The sequence below is a fragment of the Blautia sp. OF03-15BH genome, assembly GCF_003463065.1.
Taxonomy (GTDB): domain Bacteria; phylum Bacillota; class Clostridia; order Lachnospirales; family Lachnospiraceae; genus Limivivens.
In genome coordinates this window covers 78,033-92,193 of sequence record NZ_QSCM01000013.1, presented here as the reverse complement: position 1 = coordinate 92,193, position 14,161 = coordinate 78,033, and the positions used below count along the sequence as shown (strand labels likewise).

The following is a 14,161-nucleotide window of genomic DNA, read 5'->3' as shown; positions in this document are numbered from 1 at the left end:
TCCGGAAAGACCGATCAGTTCTTAGCGGAATGCGTGGTCAGATGAGCCGGAATTTGCAGGTGGCTTTGCTGCTTTGTCCATCTTTGATTATTTTAATTTTATCTTCGTTATGGAAAGATGCTTTTTCCACCTGAAGTCTTGTTAATAACTGGTCTGGAGTTGAGATTCCATTTTCCAGAAGTTTTGCTGCCAGTTCCACGGCAAAAGTATGAGAGTGAACAGTTTCGATGATCTTTTCAACTGTTGGCCGGTACGTGTCCGCCTCTGAATAAAATACTGATGCCAGCTGGAAGAGAGCGTTCATATCCTCTATTTCTTTTAATGGCAGAGTACAGTATTCATCCAGTTTGCTTCTGGTTGTAAACAAAATCTGACAGCGATATTTTAATACTACTGACAGAAAGCTGTCCTGTGTGGCAGTGACATTAAAATTATCTATGATAAGCAGAGTATCAGATTTCAGGGAACGCAGAAAACGGTTATGTCTTTGAAACCGTTCCTGGTCAGTGCTTTCCGGCGGATCGTCAATAAAATCCATGTCAGTAATATCCTGATGAAGATTGCCGGTATATTCTACATAAAGGATATTGGTGTATTGCTTTATGTACCGCTTTGCGTAGGCTTTGGCAAGTTCACTTTTTCCGATTCCAGCAATTCCGCAAAGAAAAATATGACGGTTTTCCTCAAGCATGGTATATAATTCTTCCAGTTCTTTATCTCTTCCGATAAAATGACGGCATGGTTTCGGAACCTCACTGTCCATAATATAATCCAGCACAATGGGGGATAAAGCTCCTCCGGCGAGTAGCTTCTGATTTTTGGTATTACGTTTGATGAATTGGCGTTCCATGCCAAAAGAAATCAGTTTTGCAAGAAACAGCAGTCTTGAACTGGCTGGTTTATATAAGGGAGTCAGATTTTTCTTTTTCGCATCTGAGATGCTGTCATCCTGAATGAATAAAGTGTAAATATCTTGTATAGCCATATTACAGTCAGACATCAGTGGAAGAAGATTCTGGTGGATGGTATGGGCTAACTTTTCCTGATTGGATGGCTTGGAATAGTAAGCGGATATTTTAGGACTGATTTTAGCCTGACCAGTCATCCAGCGGCAAACCAGACCGTTATCCATTGAAAAATCCTGATTTGCCGGATCATCCATAAAATCTTCAAATAATTCGTATAAAAAATCAGGCTGACTCATTTGATTACTTTCGCTGATATGATTTTTTAAGCAAGTGCTAATAGAAGAAAAATCGCATCGATTCAATAGAAATTCCCCTTTCGTAGTTAAGATTGAGTATATCTATCACAGCACGAACATACATTCGATTCAAGAAAATGCGGATATTTTTAAAGTGATTGTGTCAATTTACAATCAATTTCTATTCAATGTGGTTTTCAGGCAGGTTCTGTAAAATAAGCTCAGAACAAACAATAACGGGAGGAGCTTATGCAACAGAATATTGAATTTGAGCGGTGCATTGATTTTCTGGTACGGATGATTGATAAGTACGGCGAAGAAGTCCTCCGGGAGTTGGAGGAAGAAAAACAGAATAAGGAAGAAAAAGAAGCGGCAGTTTCCTGAAATACAAAATGTAAATCAGACTGTCGCTTTTTCATGTACTTTTAAATCAAATAAATTTTAAAAGCTGATGCAGAGTGTGTGGCTCATTATTCTGAGAAACGGTAATACGAGTATCAAATGGCTTGAAATGATTCTGCGTATAAAAGCTCAGAAGAAATTCATTATCTTCGCATTCAAGAAACTCCATAACGCCACCTACGGAATATTTGAGACTGGATATGGTTTCCAGTGCAAATCCCAGTAGAATATTTCCAGGAATTCGTTTTTCCTTTGGAAGAGAATAGTTCTTTCCCAACTGGGCGATCAGGTAAGCTGCGGTAGTATAGGATTGTGTTTCTTCATCCAAAATACTGACACGGGACAGCTTTTTTGCCATTGTCTTGCTGATATTTGAAGCACGGACAGAGATGGGTTTTACTGTAAGTGAAAAATAACCAACCAGTGAAGCATCTTCAGCATCAAATACCAGATAAGTGATAGATTGATCTTTTTTGGTAAACTCAATCGCATTATGTAATAAAAAGTATTCCACATCGGGATTTTTGGGACAAGAAAAATCGGAGAGTAAGTCGTAAAGACTTTCCTCTCCGATATATGTCGGTTCGTCTTTATCCAAATATGCCCGAATATTAACGGTAAAATATTTATCAGACATGTTTTTTCTTCCTTTTTGACATTAAAGCTAAGATTTCCTGTGGGTTCGTTAACTGACGTCCGGGAAGTGTCTGCTTTGGTGTGCGGTCACGGTCAGCTTCGTCAATTGCTGCGACAAAACGCTTTACGCTATTTGGATTGGATACGACAAAATTATGAGTAATACTTGAAGTAGCCATACTAACACCTCCTCTTTTTTGGCTTTTTTGTGTATTTATAGTATATGCAATGTGTGATAAAAACACAATATCAAAAACAGAAATTATTTCTAAATAATTTTCAAGCCGGACATTTATTAGACGCTTCCGGTAGGCGAACAATATTTTCGAGCCAATCATTTATAAGTCGCCAATGGTGGGCGGGCAATATTTTGATAACAGAAATGCTCTGTATCTAACTTAATTATACGATTGGCAAAGAAATGCGTCAATACGGAAAATAAGTATTGAAAATAGTTGGAACAAGTACTAAAATTAAGTTGGGACAATAAAACAGAGTTATACTGCGAGGAAGATTATGAAGAATAAAAAGATTAAATGCGATATATATACCAGAGTATCCACAACCATGCAGGTAGATGGATACAGTCTGGATGCTCAGAAAGAAAAACTCAAGAGATATGCGGAGTTTCAGAACATGGAAATTGTAAATGAGTATTCAGACGAAGGTAAGTCTGGAAAGAGCGTAGAGGGCAGACCGGAATTCCAACGTATGTTAGACAATATTGAGAATGGAACAGATGAGGTGCAGTTTGTATTGGTGTTCAAGCTTTCCAGATTTGGTCGTAATGCGGCAGATGTATTAAATTCTTTGCAAAGAATGCAGGACTTCGGAGTGAATTTGATCTGTGTTGAAGATGGAATTGACAGCTCTAAAGATAGCGGAAAGCTGATGATTTCCGTTCTGTCTGCGGTGGCAGAGATTGAACGGGAGAATATCCTTGTTCAGACAATGGAAGGACGTAAGCAGAAAGCCAGGGAAGGAAAATGGAACGGTGGATTTGCTCCATATGGCTATGAATTGGTAAATGGAGAATTGCAGATCGCAGAGGACGAAGCAGAGATTATTCGCCTGATCTATGACAAATTTATTCATACCAATATGGGAATCTCTGCGATTGCTGCATGGCTGAACCAGCATGGATATAAAAAGAAAAAACGACAGAATAATACACTGGACGCATTTGCCGCTTCATTTATAAAAGGCGTTCTGGATAATCCGGTATACTGTGGAAAGCTGGCTTATGGACGAAGGAAAAACGAGAAAGTTTCTGGCACAAGAAATGAATACCGCATTGTAAAGCAGGAAAATTATATGCTGCATGATGGTATTCATGAAGGGATTGTTTCAGAAACAGACTGGGAGCTGGCACATCAAAAACGAGAAAAAACAGGTGTAAAATATGAAAAGACACATAGCCTCGATCATGAGCATATTTTATCCGGAATATTGAGGTGTCCGTTATGTGGAAGCGGTATGTATGGGAATGTAAACCGAAAGAAAAAGAAAGACGGAACCTTATATAAGGATTATTTCTATTATGCCTGCAAACATCGTCGCCTGGTAGATGGTCATAAATGTGGATATCGTAAACAATGGAGTGAGGAGAAGATTAACAATGCAGTAGAAGAAGTTATTCGGAAGCTGGTGAAGAATCCAAAGTTTGAGGAAGCAATACTGAATAAAATCGGTTCAAGAATAGATACAGAAGAAATAGAAAAAGAGATTGAAGGACTGGAAAAACAGCACAGACAACTGACCGGAGCAAAAGCAAGGCTTGGACAGCAAATGGACAGTCTGGATATTATGGATAAATTTTATGAGAAGAAATATCAGGATATGGAGACAAGGTTATACCGTTTGTATGATGAGATTGAAGGTGTGGAGAACAGTATAGAGGAAGTAAAGAATCGCCTGTTGAATATCCGGCAACAGAAAATATCAGAAGAAAACGTCTATCAATTTCTTTTATATTTTGATAAACTATATGATAAGTTCACCGACCTAGAGAAGAAAGAATTTCTTAACAGCTTTGTGGAACAGGTGGACATTTATGAGCAGGAGCAGCCAGATGGCAGATTCCTGAAGCACATAAAGTTCCGTTTTCCGGTGTATTTTGGAGATAGGGAGATACAGGAACTTCGTTGGGACAACGAAAGTACCGTTGAGACGGTTGTTTTGCTTTCCAAGGGTGAGGTCGACTCGAAAAAGATTCGGGTTGAGTTCTCTTTAGAAGATATGGATATGTCCGAATTTCAAGATGGGGCAACCTACACGCAGATCAAGGACTATGTACTGGAACATAGCGGATTAAAGGTATCAAACCTGTATATCTCACAGATTAAGCGGAAATGTGGGATTGAGGTTGGTAAGAACTACAATCTGCCGAAGTCCGAAGATTCCAGACAGCCTCTGTGTCCACCGGAAAAAGAGAAAGCAATCCGAGAAGCATTCAAATATTTTGGGATGATATAACATCCCGTAAAATGGAGGTTTCTTATGGATAGATTGATTTCTTGTAAGTTTAACATGGATACCGCTTGTGTGGAACTGAAATTCTTTGATGGTAGTATGATTGCGATTGATACGATTGCGGTTGAGAACGAGGTTGCCGACAATATGTATCAGAGGTCGGAACTGGATTATCTGATTTACAATGACCCGATTGGATATGCTGATTTGATATTGAACGGAGATTCCAAAACCTATTTGAAAAACTGTTACAGAGTATAAATCTGTGGATACGGCGATTGGAGCGATTTGCCTGGCTCACTAAACCTCTAAGCCCATAGTTATTGGCTAAGGCAGATATTCAACTTTAATTTTAGAAAACATAAATAAAGGCTATCCAATCTTTTTGACTGGGTAGCCTTTGAAAGTTTTGCTCTTTCTACTTTTTAAGAATCAATTTATGAATGACCATGCCGATTATCAAACCAAAGGATGATACTGCCAAATACCAAAGCGAATGTATCAATGCTGTCTCGTTATAGTATATAAACACAGATGGCACAAATGTAATTGCTATGATTATTGGATACAAGTACTTTACTTTCAGATTTGAAATGCTGCCAATTAGAATTGAAAGCAATAATGTTGCTAAAATAAGCAAAACTATCATTCCCATAACGTCTGTTGGTCCTGCAAATAATGGAAATACATAAAACATAAATAATTGAATTAAGAGTATTAGTATCTCCTTCAAGTATTTCTTCATAATCAAAACACCTCCGTTCATATAAACTCTTTTTTATTTCATTTTGCAAAGATTATCTTGATTTGCAGTTTGTCATTGTTGTAGATTGCTCCAATACTTCCGCCCATACGCTCAATCAGCAGCTTGGCGATGGACAATCCCAAACCGGTTGAATTGCGACTGGCTTCTACTGTATAGAAACGGTCAAACAATCTGCCGACCGTCACATAATTCAGATTGTGCGCCGTGTTGCTGAATGTAACACAGCCGTTCTTATCCATGACTACGGACAGATCGCCGTCAGAGTATTTCAGCGCATTGCTGATAATGTTGGAAAAGATACGGTTGACCGCACCTGCATCCAGTTCACGGAAAACCGGTTCCTCCGGCAATTCGATTTCCGGTTGGATGCCTTTTTCCTGCATGACCGCATAGAAAGACAGCAGACTTTCCTCCAATGCCCGGACAACATCCATACGTTCTGGTTTCAGTTCCTGAAAAGAAGTAACCACACTATATCTGAATAGTTCTTCGGTTAGATTTTTTAAAACATCTGTTCTGTTTTGGATTTGAGAAAGATAGCAGTGTACCGTTTCGCTTTTTTCCTCTCGTTCCAATAGGTCAAGATAACCGTTTATCGCCGTAAGCGGAGTTCTCAGGTCATGGGAAATATTGGTGATAGCTTCTTTCAGTTCCAGATCGCCCTGTTGGTAACGATGGCGTTCCTTGCGGAGCAATCGAAGCTGGATATTAATCTCCGAAGCCAGTTTTCTCAGATGAGGGTCGCTGGAAGAAATATCAATCAGAGTGTTTGTGTCGGAGGAAAGACGTTCCTGGAATTCTGTATGAATTTCATCAATACTTTTTTCTATAAAAATAATCTTTGTGATTAGAAAAAATACAACAATTAGCAAAATACAACACAAAATCCAAGGGAACATCTTTCTACCTCCTTACTTTAGGTTCTTTTTCTTAAAGGAACGACTTCCTATAAGAGATGTTGAAAAAATTACAAACGCAGAGCACAATGGAAGAAAAATCAGGTGTTCCACCCCTTCTTCGCAAAGAATTACACCTTGTCCTCCAGGTGTCAGACAGATAAGAAATTCCAGCAGGATACGAAATGTTCCACCGATGAATTTGATATTTTGGGGATGCCATCGCACAGTTGGGTCTGTATCACTCCACATCCATCCATCCAATAACTCTGGTTCTGCAAAACGATCATAAAGGAGCATCCCGATTATGACCATTGCAGCTACAGCTCCCAGACAAAGAAGTGTCGCTGAGTTTTTGTTCTCCGCCAGACTTGCCAACAGACAACATACGCTGGAGAGTGCAACGACCATCAAAAGGCTTGAAAAAATATAAAATGCCATCTCTCCCAAAGAGAGGTTCAGGCTTGCCGTACCCAGTAGCGGAATACCCAGCATCCCATTAACTATCAACCAGATTAGTGCAGTACTCAGTCCAGCACATATGGTCAGGAGAAGATTGGAAAAATAAACTTCTTCACGAGTGTGTCCGCAGATTAGTTTATTGCGCAGAGTTCCATATTCATAGTCTGTTCCCCACAAATATGCGGCAAATACGGCGATAAATGGTCCCATCAGGGGTGAATATCCAAAAAAACGGGCGACCAGCTTATAGATGTATGCATTAGTCAAATTCGTCTGGAAGTAACCGTTGAGGATGATGAATGCGGAAAGCAATACAGCAATCACTAATTCTATTCGAATCATTTTTTTATTCTCTGTACGGTAAAAGGCTGCTCGAAAAAGTTTACGCATTATTATCACCTCCAACCAGAGAGATGTAATAACTCTCCAAACTTTCATCTTTTTCCTGCATAGACAGCACTTCGCAGTTTTCCTTTGCCAGTACAACGGTCAGCTGTGTCACATTGATCTTTGCGAACACATCGGCTGTTGTTGCGGAGATAATTTTATATTCCAGATTCATGGAATCCAGCACACGAGCCAGAGTAGAAGTATCGGTCACTTCCATGCGGACACACTTGCGGCAAACTGTGTCCAGTTCTTCTGCACTCAGTTCCTTCACCATGCGACCATTATCAATGATACCGTAATGAGTAGCCAGACGGGAAAGTTCATCCAGAATGTGACTGGAAATAAGAACTGTAATCTGTTTTTCTCGGTTCAACTTCAAAATCAGTTCTCGCATTTCCACAATACCCTGAGGGTCGAGACCATTTACAGGCTCATCAAGAACAAGAAAGTCGGGATCACCGGCTAATGCGATAGCGATGCCCAGACGCTGCTTCATACCGAGGGAGAAGTTCTTCGCTTTTTTCTCTCCCGTGTTGTCGAGACCTACCAGCTTCAACAATTCCTGAATACAATCAAATGATGGCAGACCAAGAATGAGATACTGGTGCTTCAGATTTTCCTCCGCAGTCATATCCATGTAGATGGACGGTGTTTCCACCACAGCACCCATGCGACGGCGGGATTTGATAATATCCTTGCTGTCATTGCGGATGCCGTACAGAGAAAAGCTACCGGAAGTCGGTTCCTGCAATCCGCAGATCAAGCGGATCAGGGTTGTCTTACCAGCGCCGTTCTTTCCCACAAAGCCATAGATGGAACCTTTGGGAACATTCATAGTAAGACCATTCAATGCCTGAAAGTTTTTATACTTTTTTGTCAGGCTGTTTGTTTGCAAAATATAGTTCATATTGTATTACCTCCTTTGCTGACCTAAGTTTACAAAACAAAAGTCAAGAAAGTGGTCAAGAAAAACGTCAAGATTTGGTCAAGATTTTTTGTTCTGCCAATTTGAAACCAATTCCCCAGACTGTTTCGATATAGTCTACACCGCTGACATCCTGCATCTTTTTACGAAGATTGCTGATGTGCTGCTTCAAAGAACGCTCGGTGCAGTCGGGTGTGTCCAGACTGATTCTGTCAAGCAGGACACTCTTTGAAATTACCTGTTTGGGATTTTCCATCAGCAGTTTTAAGATGGCATACTCCGTTCGGGTCAGCTTCACAGGCTGCTCCTGTACTGTCAGAGAAAGGGAAACCATATCCAAAACCAAATCGCCAACGGAAAGAGATTTGGTTTCGCCATGTTGTTCTGCCTTGCGGAGCTGAACAGTGATACGGGCAAGAAGCTCCTTTGTATCAAAAGGCTTGGTCATGTAATCTGCCGCACCGCCCAGCAGAAGATTTACCTTGTCTTGCACATCTACTTTTGCGCTGAGAACGATAACAGGAATGTTCTCAATGTGGGGCAGAACTTCCTCGCCAGACAATCCCGGCAACATCAGATCCAGCAGCACCAAATCGGGCTTGTTTTGTGAAAGAAGATATAACGCTTCTGTGCCGGAGTATGCACGAAGAACAGAATAGCCCTCTTGCACCAGCACTTCTCTCAGCATATCTCCAATATGAATATCATCATCTATGATTGCGATTGTTTTCATTCTCGTTCCTCGTCAATTTCCTTTTATAGTTCAAACGCTACTATCGTTTCCTTTGGCAACTTCTCGTTTTCGCAGTTTAGAAGGTAGGCTATTGCCTTGTTCGCAAAGCGGTTTGTTTTCATTGTATCCCAATCGGCAAGTCGGACTATTTCTGATGTGCCGTTCTCAAAATCAAATGAAATCTGGCCCCATTCGCCGTCGCAGTCTGCTTGGTATTCGTAGATTGCGGTGGCGATTTTCTTTTTTCGTTTGGTCTTGGATTTCTGTTTCAAGCGGACAGCATGGATTGCGCCCTCGGCAACCAACAATTCTGTCAGTTTGTCCACTGCTCTGCGGTAGGCTCGCTCCGCACCGCTGGCAGTGCTGCCCTCAAACATTACAGCCAGTTCCTCAAAGGTGGGACGGCCTTTCCATGAGCCGACATGCCCGCAGGTCATGCAGATTGCCAGCCGCTTTTCAAGCAAGGTCTGTTCCCGGTAGTTCAGCTTATCAAAAGCTCGCTGCACCTTTTCTGCCTGTATGCCGTTCCAGAGGATGTCGGAGTAGTTCCAAGTATCATCAAGAGCAACATCTTCGCCCGTTTCCTCGCCGTCCTCATCTGTCACATAGAATGGTTGCTGATTGCGGATACCTCGAACAACTCTCAGATATTCTTCCGCAAGGGCAAAGTCACAGTTATACTTTTTGGAAAACTCGCTGACCGCATCCTTGGTGTTATGGTACAGCCAAGCCATTGACCGCACCATTTTATAATTGGTCAGAGAGGATACCGACCATTTTTCTTCGCCCATGCGGAAGCGGAGCATAGCATCCCGGATGAACGGGAAAATGTATGTAGCATACTCCGCACCCTTGGCAGGATCATAGTCCATCAGCTTTTGGAGCATTTGTTCCCTGCAGGAGAGCTTTATATCTATAAAACGGTCTGTATCGTACAGATCGCCGCCATCCACACCCCAAAAGCCTTTGATGCGCTTATTGAGCTGTGGCTCATAATGGTGGAGGAAGAACGAGAAATATATCAAATTCTTTTCCCGCAAGGCAGACAGGATATATTCATTCAGACTGCCCACCGCTGGCGGCTCCGGTTCCAGTTGGAAGATGCGCTCTGCCATATAGGGAATGATACCATCACCGTGCGGATTGACAGCGTATTTTGGTATGTATCCGGTCATATTCCATGTAAAATCACTTAGCATAGCGCACCTCCTTTCAACGTCCAATTTCAAATTTATTTCTTTTTCTTACTCGCAAAAATTGCAATTATACAGAAAACCAAGAAAAACAAAAATCCTATTTTCATTGACTGTTCCTCCTAACAAATTCAAATGCACTTTTGGGCTTCTTTCTTCAAAGCAACCTGTTCCATTTCTTTCTCATAAGTTCCCTTGGCATAAGCGACATTACTTTTTGCCCGGAGCATCTTATCTTTCGCCAGTTTCTTCATAACCTCTGCTAAATCCTCATCCAGTTTGCCACGCTTGATATAGCGGTTTATGGTATTCAGCCGCTTTTCGTATATCTGGATAACAGGATGATCGTCTGCAAGCTCCCGTTGTTCTCTGCCTTTCAGATTGCCGATCTGTCGGCAGGTGCGGTGTAGCTTGTCCCCCGGCGCATAGCCGCCGCAGTATTTGGTGTGCCTTGCGTTGGTTGTCAGAAACCATTTGCCGCAAATTTTACATTTCTTCGGTGCATGACCGACACACAAGCCCTCAAAGAGATCAGACCGGAACATCCCCACAAAGGATACATAATGGATTCGCTTGACGAGCTTTGCAACTTTTTCGCCGGGACGGATGACCGATACATACTGAACGGAATTGTTCAGGGTAGACATCCAGGCATTGCCCTCCGTGATAGAGAACTCCGGCGGGAAATAGCTGCCGAACATTCTGGCGAAGCCCTCTGCGGTACGGTCTGCTTCATTTCCGTCTGATTTTTCCGCAAAATCAAGCATTGCGGTTTGGTATTCCCCAAGGGAGTATGCCAGATGCCCGAATACAGCAGTATATCGTTGGAGCATCATTGCATCGGCATAGTTCGGGATTTCTTCAAACTGCAAGGAATTAGTTGCGGCTTTTATGGCAAACTCCATATATTTCAGCGCATTGTCCGCAGTAAAGACTTTTTCAATCCGTTCTCTATGTTTTGGAATATTCATATTGGAGAACGGCGGCGTTTCGCTGAGAATATCCACCATTGTCAGCACAGCTTCCTTTGCCATAGGAAAGAGTGCGGAAGCATCCTGTCCGGCGTTTAACATTCCAAGCAGTAGATTGATTTTCTCGCATTGCTCGTTCATTCTTGCGAGGGTATCCGCAGGAACATTCAGCGCATCACAGGCAAGAGTACCGATAGGAAATATTTTGCCCTCATATATGACCGTATCCTGCCAAAAATCCAATGTCATCAGTTCTTGATTCATGCTTGCCCTCCTGTCCTGTTTTTTCACTTTTCTAATTATACCATGCAAATGTGAAGAAATCTACATCATCAGATAAGTTGTCCTGTTTTTTGAAATGAGGTTGTCCTGCTTTTAGCCTGCTTTTTTTCAAATCCGTCATAACCATAGTAGAAAGGGCGAAGCACCTGCCAATCACGGCGGGTGCTTCGTGCTTTCCAGACTATTATGAACGGAGGTTTTTCTATGACAATCTATGAAAACATCAAGGCGGCGATCAGCGTGAAGCAAGCTGCCGAGCACTATGGGCTGAAAGTCAACCGCAGCGGTATGACTTGCTGCCCATTCCACAATGACCGGCATCCGAGCTTGAAGCTGAATGAAGATTATTTCTTCTGCTTCGGTTGCGGAGCCAAGGGAGACGTGATCGACCTTGTGGCAAAGCTGTTCAATCTGAGTAACCATGAAGCAGTGCAAAAGCTGGCTGCGGACTTTGGGCTTGACCCGAAACCGCCCACTGCCGCAGCTATGGTCAAGCCAAAGCGTCCCTATATCCGTCAGTTCCGGGAGGATGAAATGCTGTGTTTCCGGGTGCTGACGGATTATCTGCATCTGTTGGAGGATTGGAAAGTGCGCTATGCACCAAAGACACCGGACGAGCCTTATGATGACCGTTTTGTGGAAGCCTGCCAGATGCACTGCCATATCGAATATATGGCAGATGTGCTGACCGTGGGCGAATTGGAACAGCGTGTAGCTGTTGTGGACAAACTGATGAAGGACGGGTATATCGACTTTCTGAAAGAGTACACTGCACGAAAGAAAAAGGAGGTGGCACACCATGGCGAAGAACCGGAAAACGCCTGATATGAATTTGCCTGTCTGGTTTGATGGGCAGAATATCAATGAAGCTCTGTTTTGTGAAGAATTTCTGCAAGAGAGCAGAATCATCTTTGCAAACAGGGCTTTCTTTACGCCCAATGGACGGGTAACGGATGATATTGTCCTGCGGGGCGAGGTCTACGAAAAGCTGAAAAGCTACACCATCAGCAGCGTACCGCAGAAGATCAAAAACATCATGGAATTGCTGAAACTGGAAGCCATGGTTGAGGATCTTCCTCCCCAGCCTGACCGCATCCATGTTGCCAACGGAACGCTCATGCTGGATGGAAGATTTATCGAGGGGAAAAAGGAAATCGTACAGAGCCGCTTGCCTGTTTCCTACAATCCAAACGCTGCTGCACCTGCTCTGTGGCTGAACTTTTTGGACGGTTTGCTCTATGAAGAAGATATTCCCACCTTGCAGGAGTTTATCGGCTACTGCCTGATTCCCTCCAACAAGGGGCAGCGCATGATGGTGATTAAGGGCAACGGCGGCGAGGGCAAATCTCAAATCGGTGCAGTGCTGTCCACCATATTCGGCACGAATATGAAAGACGGCAGTATCGGTAAAATTTCCGAAAACCGCTTCGCCCGTGCCGATCTGGAACACATCCTGCTGTGCGTGGATGATGATATGCGGATGGAAGCTCTGCGCCAGACCAACTATGTAAAATCCATTGTAACCGCACAGGGCAAGATGGATTTGGAACGCAAAGGTAAACAGAGCTATCAGGGCTGGATGTTCGCCCGGTTGATGGCATTCAGCAATGGCGATCTGCAAGCCCTGTATGACCGTAGCGATGGTTTTTACCGTAGACAGCTTGTGCTGACTACCAAGGAAAAGCCCGTGGACAGAGCCGACGATCCCGATCTTGCAGAGAAGATGAAAGCCGAAGCCGAGGGGATTTTCCTCTGGGCATTTGAAGGCTTGCAGCGGCTTGTTGCCAACAACTTTAAGTTTACGGAGAGCGACCGCATCCGTGAAAACCGGGAAGCGGTCAAGCGTGACAATAACAACATTTTTGACTTCATGGATTCCGAGGGATATATCCGGCGCAAGGCGGATGCGTCCATCAGTTCCAAGGACTTTTACGCTATCTATCGCCTGTGGTGTGAGGAAAACTCCCTTGCCCCTCTGAAATCCCGCAGCTTCAGCGATGCCATGGTTGCCAATGCAAAGAAATTTAATTTGGAGCATTGCAACAACATCACCAACTCAGCCGGACGGCGGGTATGGGGATTTATGGGTGTGGAAGCTGTGGCACGACCTAATATAAACGGGTTTTACGACGTTTCGCCATGTACGTACGTACCGGAGGAATGGCAGGACTGATTCCTGTCTTTCGTTTTCTGTATGTATGTACACAGCGTTTTACCTGTTTTCCTTTTTTATAGGAATAATCAGCTGTCAGAACTGACCTGTTTTCGGGCATTGAAAATCAATGGTAATGGAAACAGCAAAGTTCTTGACCGCAGGACGAAACCATTTCACCAAATCGTGCTTCTCCAAACCATGCCCCCAGTTTACGAAACAATGGGTGTTTTCACTGTTTCAGACAAAATCCCACGGAACAGCAAAGTGGGATATATGCCTGTATGGACAGAGTATCGCACTCACAAAATGAAAGCGATTTTGGAGAAAGCAGATTTTTCACTGTTCGGTGCATCTGCTCCGCTTTGGGGAGTAGCCTTTGCACCGAATTGTAAATCAAAAATATGGAGGAATTTACAATATGAATGTACGCAACGAAATCAAGGCACAGATCGTCCGTGCCGGAATGACTATGCAGGAAGTAGTTGACCTGCTCTCGGACGAGTACGGTTGGAGCGACAGCGTTTCCAACCTGTCCGCAAAATTACAGCGGGAAAGCATCCGATACAAGGAAGTATTGGAGCTTGCCGATGTGCTGGGATACGACATCGTATGGCAGCAAAGACGGGAGAAGTGATGCCCCGGCAACATCCCCTCGTAGTTCCCGTCCCCATAGG

The 14,161-nt window shown here is 43.1% G+C and carries 15 protein-coding genes and 1 pseudogene; 6 read left to right on the top strand and 10 right to left on the bottom strand.

From position 1 onward, the window contains the following. Positions 1-58: 58 nt before the first annotated feature. A pseudogene (locus DXA57_RS13070) lies at positions 59-1,204 on the bottom strand (Archaeal ATPase); the annotation flags it as partial. A 249-nt stretch (positions 1,205-1,453) separates the two neighbouring features. On the opposite strand from DXA57_RS13070, the gene DXA57_RS17635 reads away from it, so the two are divergent. Continuing rightward, the gene (locus DXA57_RS17635) at positions 1,454-1,588 is read left to right on the top strand and encodes a hypothetical protein (protein ID WP_004844681.1); all 135 of its coding nucleotides are present in this window, start codon (positions 1,454-1,456) and stop codon (positions 1,586-1,588) included. Positions 1,589-1,634: 46 nt separating this feature from the next. On the opposite strand, the gene DXA57_RS13065 is transcribed toward DXA57_RS17635, so the two are convergent. Together DXA57_RS13065 and DXA57_RS17535 are read right to left on the bottom strand one after the other, a co-directional pair. Then, positions 1,635-2,243: a GNAT family acetyltransferase gene (locus DXA57_RS13065; protein WP_117767773.1), complete on the bottom strand. Its 609-nt coding sequence runs from the start codon at positions 2,241-2,243 to the stop codon at positions 1,635-1,637. Next, positions 2,236-2,421 (bottom strand): hypothetical protein, encoded by a 186-nt coding sequence (locus DXA57_RS17535; RefSeq protein WP_014080774.1) that lies wholly within the window; start codon positions 2,419-2,421, stop codon positions 2,236-2,238. Before DXA57_RS17535 ends, DXA57_RS13065 begins: the two co-directional genes overlap by 8 nt. Positions 2,422-2,758: 337 nt before the next feature. Between DXA57_RS17535 and DXA57_RS13055 the strand changes: the two genes are divergently transcribed. Both DXA57_RS13055 and DXA57_RS13050 read left to right on the top strand, forming a co-directional pair. Next, the gene (locus DXA57_RS13055; RefSeq protein WP_117767772.1) at positions 2,759-4,717 is read left to right on the top strand and encodes a recombinase family protein; all 1,959 of its coding nucleotides are present in this window, start codon (positions 2,759-2,761) and stop codon (positions 4,715-4,717) included. A 24-nt stretch (positions 4,718-4,741) separates the two neighbouring features. After that, positions 4,742-4,975: a DUF6061 family protein gene (locus DXA57_RS13050; protein WP_055303613.1), complete on the top strand. Its 234-nt coding sequence runs from the start codon at positions 4,742-4,744 to the stop codon at positions 4,973-4,975. 157 nt (positions 4,976-5,132) lie between these two features. On the opposite strand, the gene DXA57_RS13045 is transcribed toward DXA57_RS13050, so the two are convergent. From DXA57_RS13045 to DXA57_RS13015, 7 genes are all read right to left on the bottom strand, one after another. Then, positions 5,133-5,459 carry a hypothetical protein gene (locus DXA57_RS13045; protein WP_055303614.1) on the bottom strand — a complete coding sequence of 109 codons (327 nt, stop codon included), beginning with the start codon at positions 5,457-5,459 and terminating at the stop codon, positions 5,133-5,135. 38 nt (positions 5,460-5,497) lie between these two features. Next, positions 5,498-6,379: a sensor histidine kinase gene (locus DXA57_RS13040; RefSeq protein ID WP_055303615.1), complete on the bottom strand. Its 882-nt coding sequence runs from the start codon at positions 6,377-6,379 to the stop codon at positions 5,498-5,500. Between the two features lie 12 nt (positions 6,380-6,391). Further along, entirely contained in the window at positions 6,392-7,228 is an 837-nt protein-coding gene (locus tag DXA57_RS13035) for an ABC transporter permease subunit (RefSeq protein WP_158557451.1), read from the bottom strand. Next, positions 7,221-8,135, bottom strand: coding sequence for an ABC transporter ATP-binding protein (locus tag DXA57_RS13030; protein WP_055303617.1), 915 nt, complete (start codon positions 8,133-8,135; stop codon positions 7,221-7,223). The genes DXA57_RS13035 and DXA57_RS13030 overlap by 8 nt, the downstream gene beginning before the upstream one ends. Positions 8,136-8,202: 67 nt before the next feature. Next, positions 8,203-8,886: a response regulator transcription factor gene (locus DXA57_RS13025; RefSeq protein WP_055303618.1), complete on the bottom strand. Its 684-nt coding sequence runs from the start codon at positions 8,884-8,886 to the stop codon at positions 8,203-8,205. 23 nt (positions 8,887-8,909) lie between these two features. Beyond that, the gene (locus DXA57_RS13020; protein WP_117767771.1) at positions 8,910-10,085 is read right to left on the bottom strand and encodes a hypothetical protein; all 1,176 of its coding nucleotides are present in this window, start codon (positions 10,083-10,085) and stop codon (positions 8,910-8,912) included. Positions 10,086-10,210: 125 nt separating this feature from the next. Beyond that, positions 10,211-11,314, bottom strand: a complete 1,104-nt coding sequence (locus DXA57_RS13015) for a DUF6076 domain-containing protein (protein ID WP_055303620.1) — start codon at positions 11,312-11,314, stop codon at positions 10,211-10,213. Between the two features lie 222 nt (positions 11,315-11,536). Between DXA57_RS13015 and DXA57_RS13010 the strand changes: the two genes are divergently transcribed. The 3 genes from DXA57_RS13010 to DXA57_RS13000 all read left to right on the top strand — a co-directional run bounded on the left by DXA57_RS13010 (position 11,537) and on the right by DXA57_RS13000 (position 14,121). Then, on the top strand, positions 11,537-12,157 hold the full coding sequence (locus tag DXA57_RS13010) for a CHC2 zinc finger domain-containing protein (protein ID WP_117767770.1): 621 nt from the start codon (positions 11,537-11,539) through the stop codon (positions 12,155-12,157). Then, positions 12,132-13,505: a DNA primase family protein gene (locus DXA57_RS13005; RefSeq protein ID WP_070100996.1), complete on the top strand. Its 1,374-nt coding sequence runs from the start codon at positions 12,132-12,134 to the stop codon at positions 13,503-13,505. Before DXA57_RS13010 ends, DXA57_RS13005 begins: the two co-directional genes overlap by 26 nt. A 400-nt stretch (positions 13,506-13,905) precedes the next feature. After that, positions 13,906-14,121: an LLM class flavin-dependent oxidoreductase gene (locus DXA57_RS13000; protein ID WP_117767769.1), complete on the top strand. Its 216-nt coding sequence runs from the start codon at positions 13,906-13,908 to the stop codon at positions 14,119-14,121. Positions 14,122-14,161 lie beyond the last annotated feature (40 nt).

Coding starts and splice junctions, on each gene's coding strand:
- DXA57_RS17635 (WP_004844681.1), top strand. CDS start 1,454: ATGCAACAGAATATTGAATTTGAGCGGTGCATTGATTTTCTGGTACGG.
- DXA57_RS13065 (WP_117767773.1), bottom strand. CDS start 2,243: ATGTCTGATAAATATTTTACCGTTAATATTCGGGCATATTTGGATAAA.
- DXA57_RS17535 (WP_014080774.1), bottom strand. CDS start 2,421: ATGGCTACTTCAAGTATTACTCATAATTTTGTCGTATCCAATCCAAAT.
- DXA57_RS13055 (WP_117767772.1), top strand. CDS start 2,759: ATGAAGAATAAAAAGATTAAATGCGATATATATACCAGAGTATCCACA.
- DXA57_RS13050 (WP_055303613.1), top strand. CDS start 4,742: ATGGATAGATTGATTTCTTGTAAGTTTAACATGGATACCGCTTGTGTG.
- DXA57_RS13045 (WP_055303614.1), bottom strand. CDS start 5,459: ATGAAGAAATACTTGAAGGAGATACTAATACTCTTAATTCAATTATTT.
- DXA57_RS13040 (WP_055303615.1), bottom strand. CDS start 6,379: ATGTTCCCTTGGATTTTGTGTTGTATTTTGCTAATTGTTGTATTTTTT.
- DXA57_RS13035 (WP_158557451.1), bottom strand. CDS start 7,228: ATGCGTAAACTTTTTCGAGCAGCCTTTTACCGTACAGAGAATAAAAAA.
- DXA57_RS13030 (WP_055303617.1), bottom strand. CDS start 8,135: ATGAACTATATTTTGCAAACAAACAGCCTGACAAAAAAGTATAAAAAC.
- DXA57_RS13025 (WP_055303618.1), bottom strand. CDS start 8,886: ATGAAAACAATCGCAATCATAGATGATGATATTCATATTGGAGATATG.
- DXA57_RS13020 (WP_117767771.1), bottom strand. CDS start 10,085: ATGCTAAGTGATTTTACATGGAATATGACCGGATACATACCAAAATAC.
- DXA57_RS13015 (WP_055303620.1), bottom strand. CDS start 11,314: ATGAATCAAGAACTGATGACATTGGATTTTTGGCAGGATACGGTCATA.
- DXA57_RS13010 (WP_117767770.1), top strand. CDS start 11,537: ATGACAATCTATGAAAACATCAAGGCGGCGATCAGCGTGAAGCAAGCT.
- DXA57_RS13005 (WP_070100996.1), top strand. CDS start 12,132: ATGGCGAAGAACCGGAAAACGCCTGATATGAATTTGCCTGTCTGGTTT.
- DXA57_RS13000 (WP_117767769.1), top strand. CDS start 13,906: ATGAATGTACGCAACGAAATCAAGGCACAGATCGTCCGTGCCGGAATG.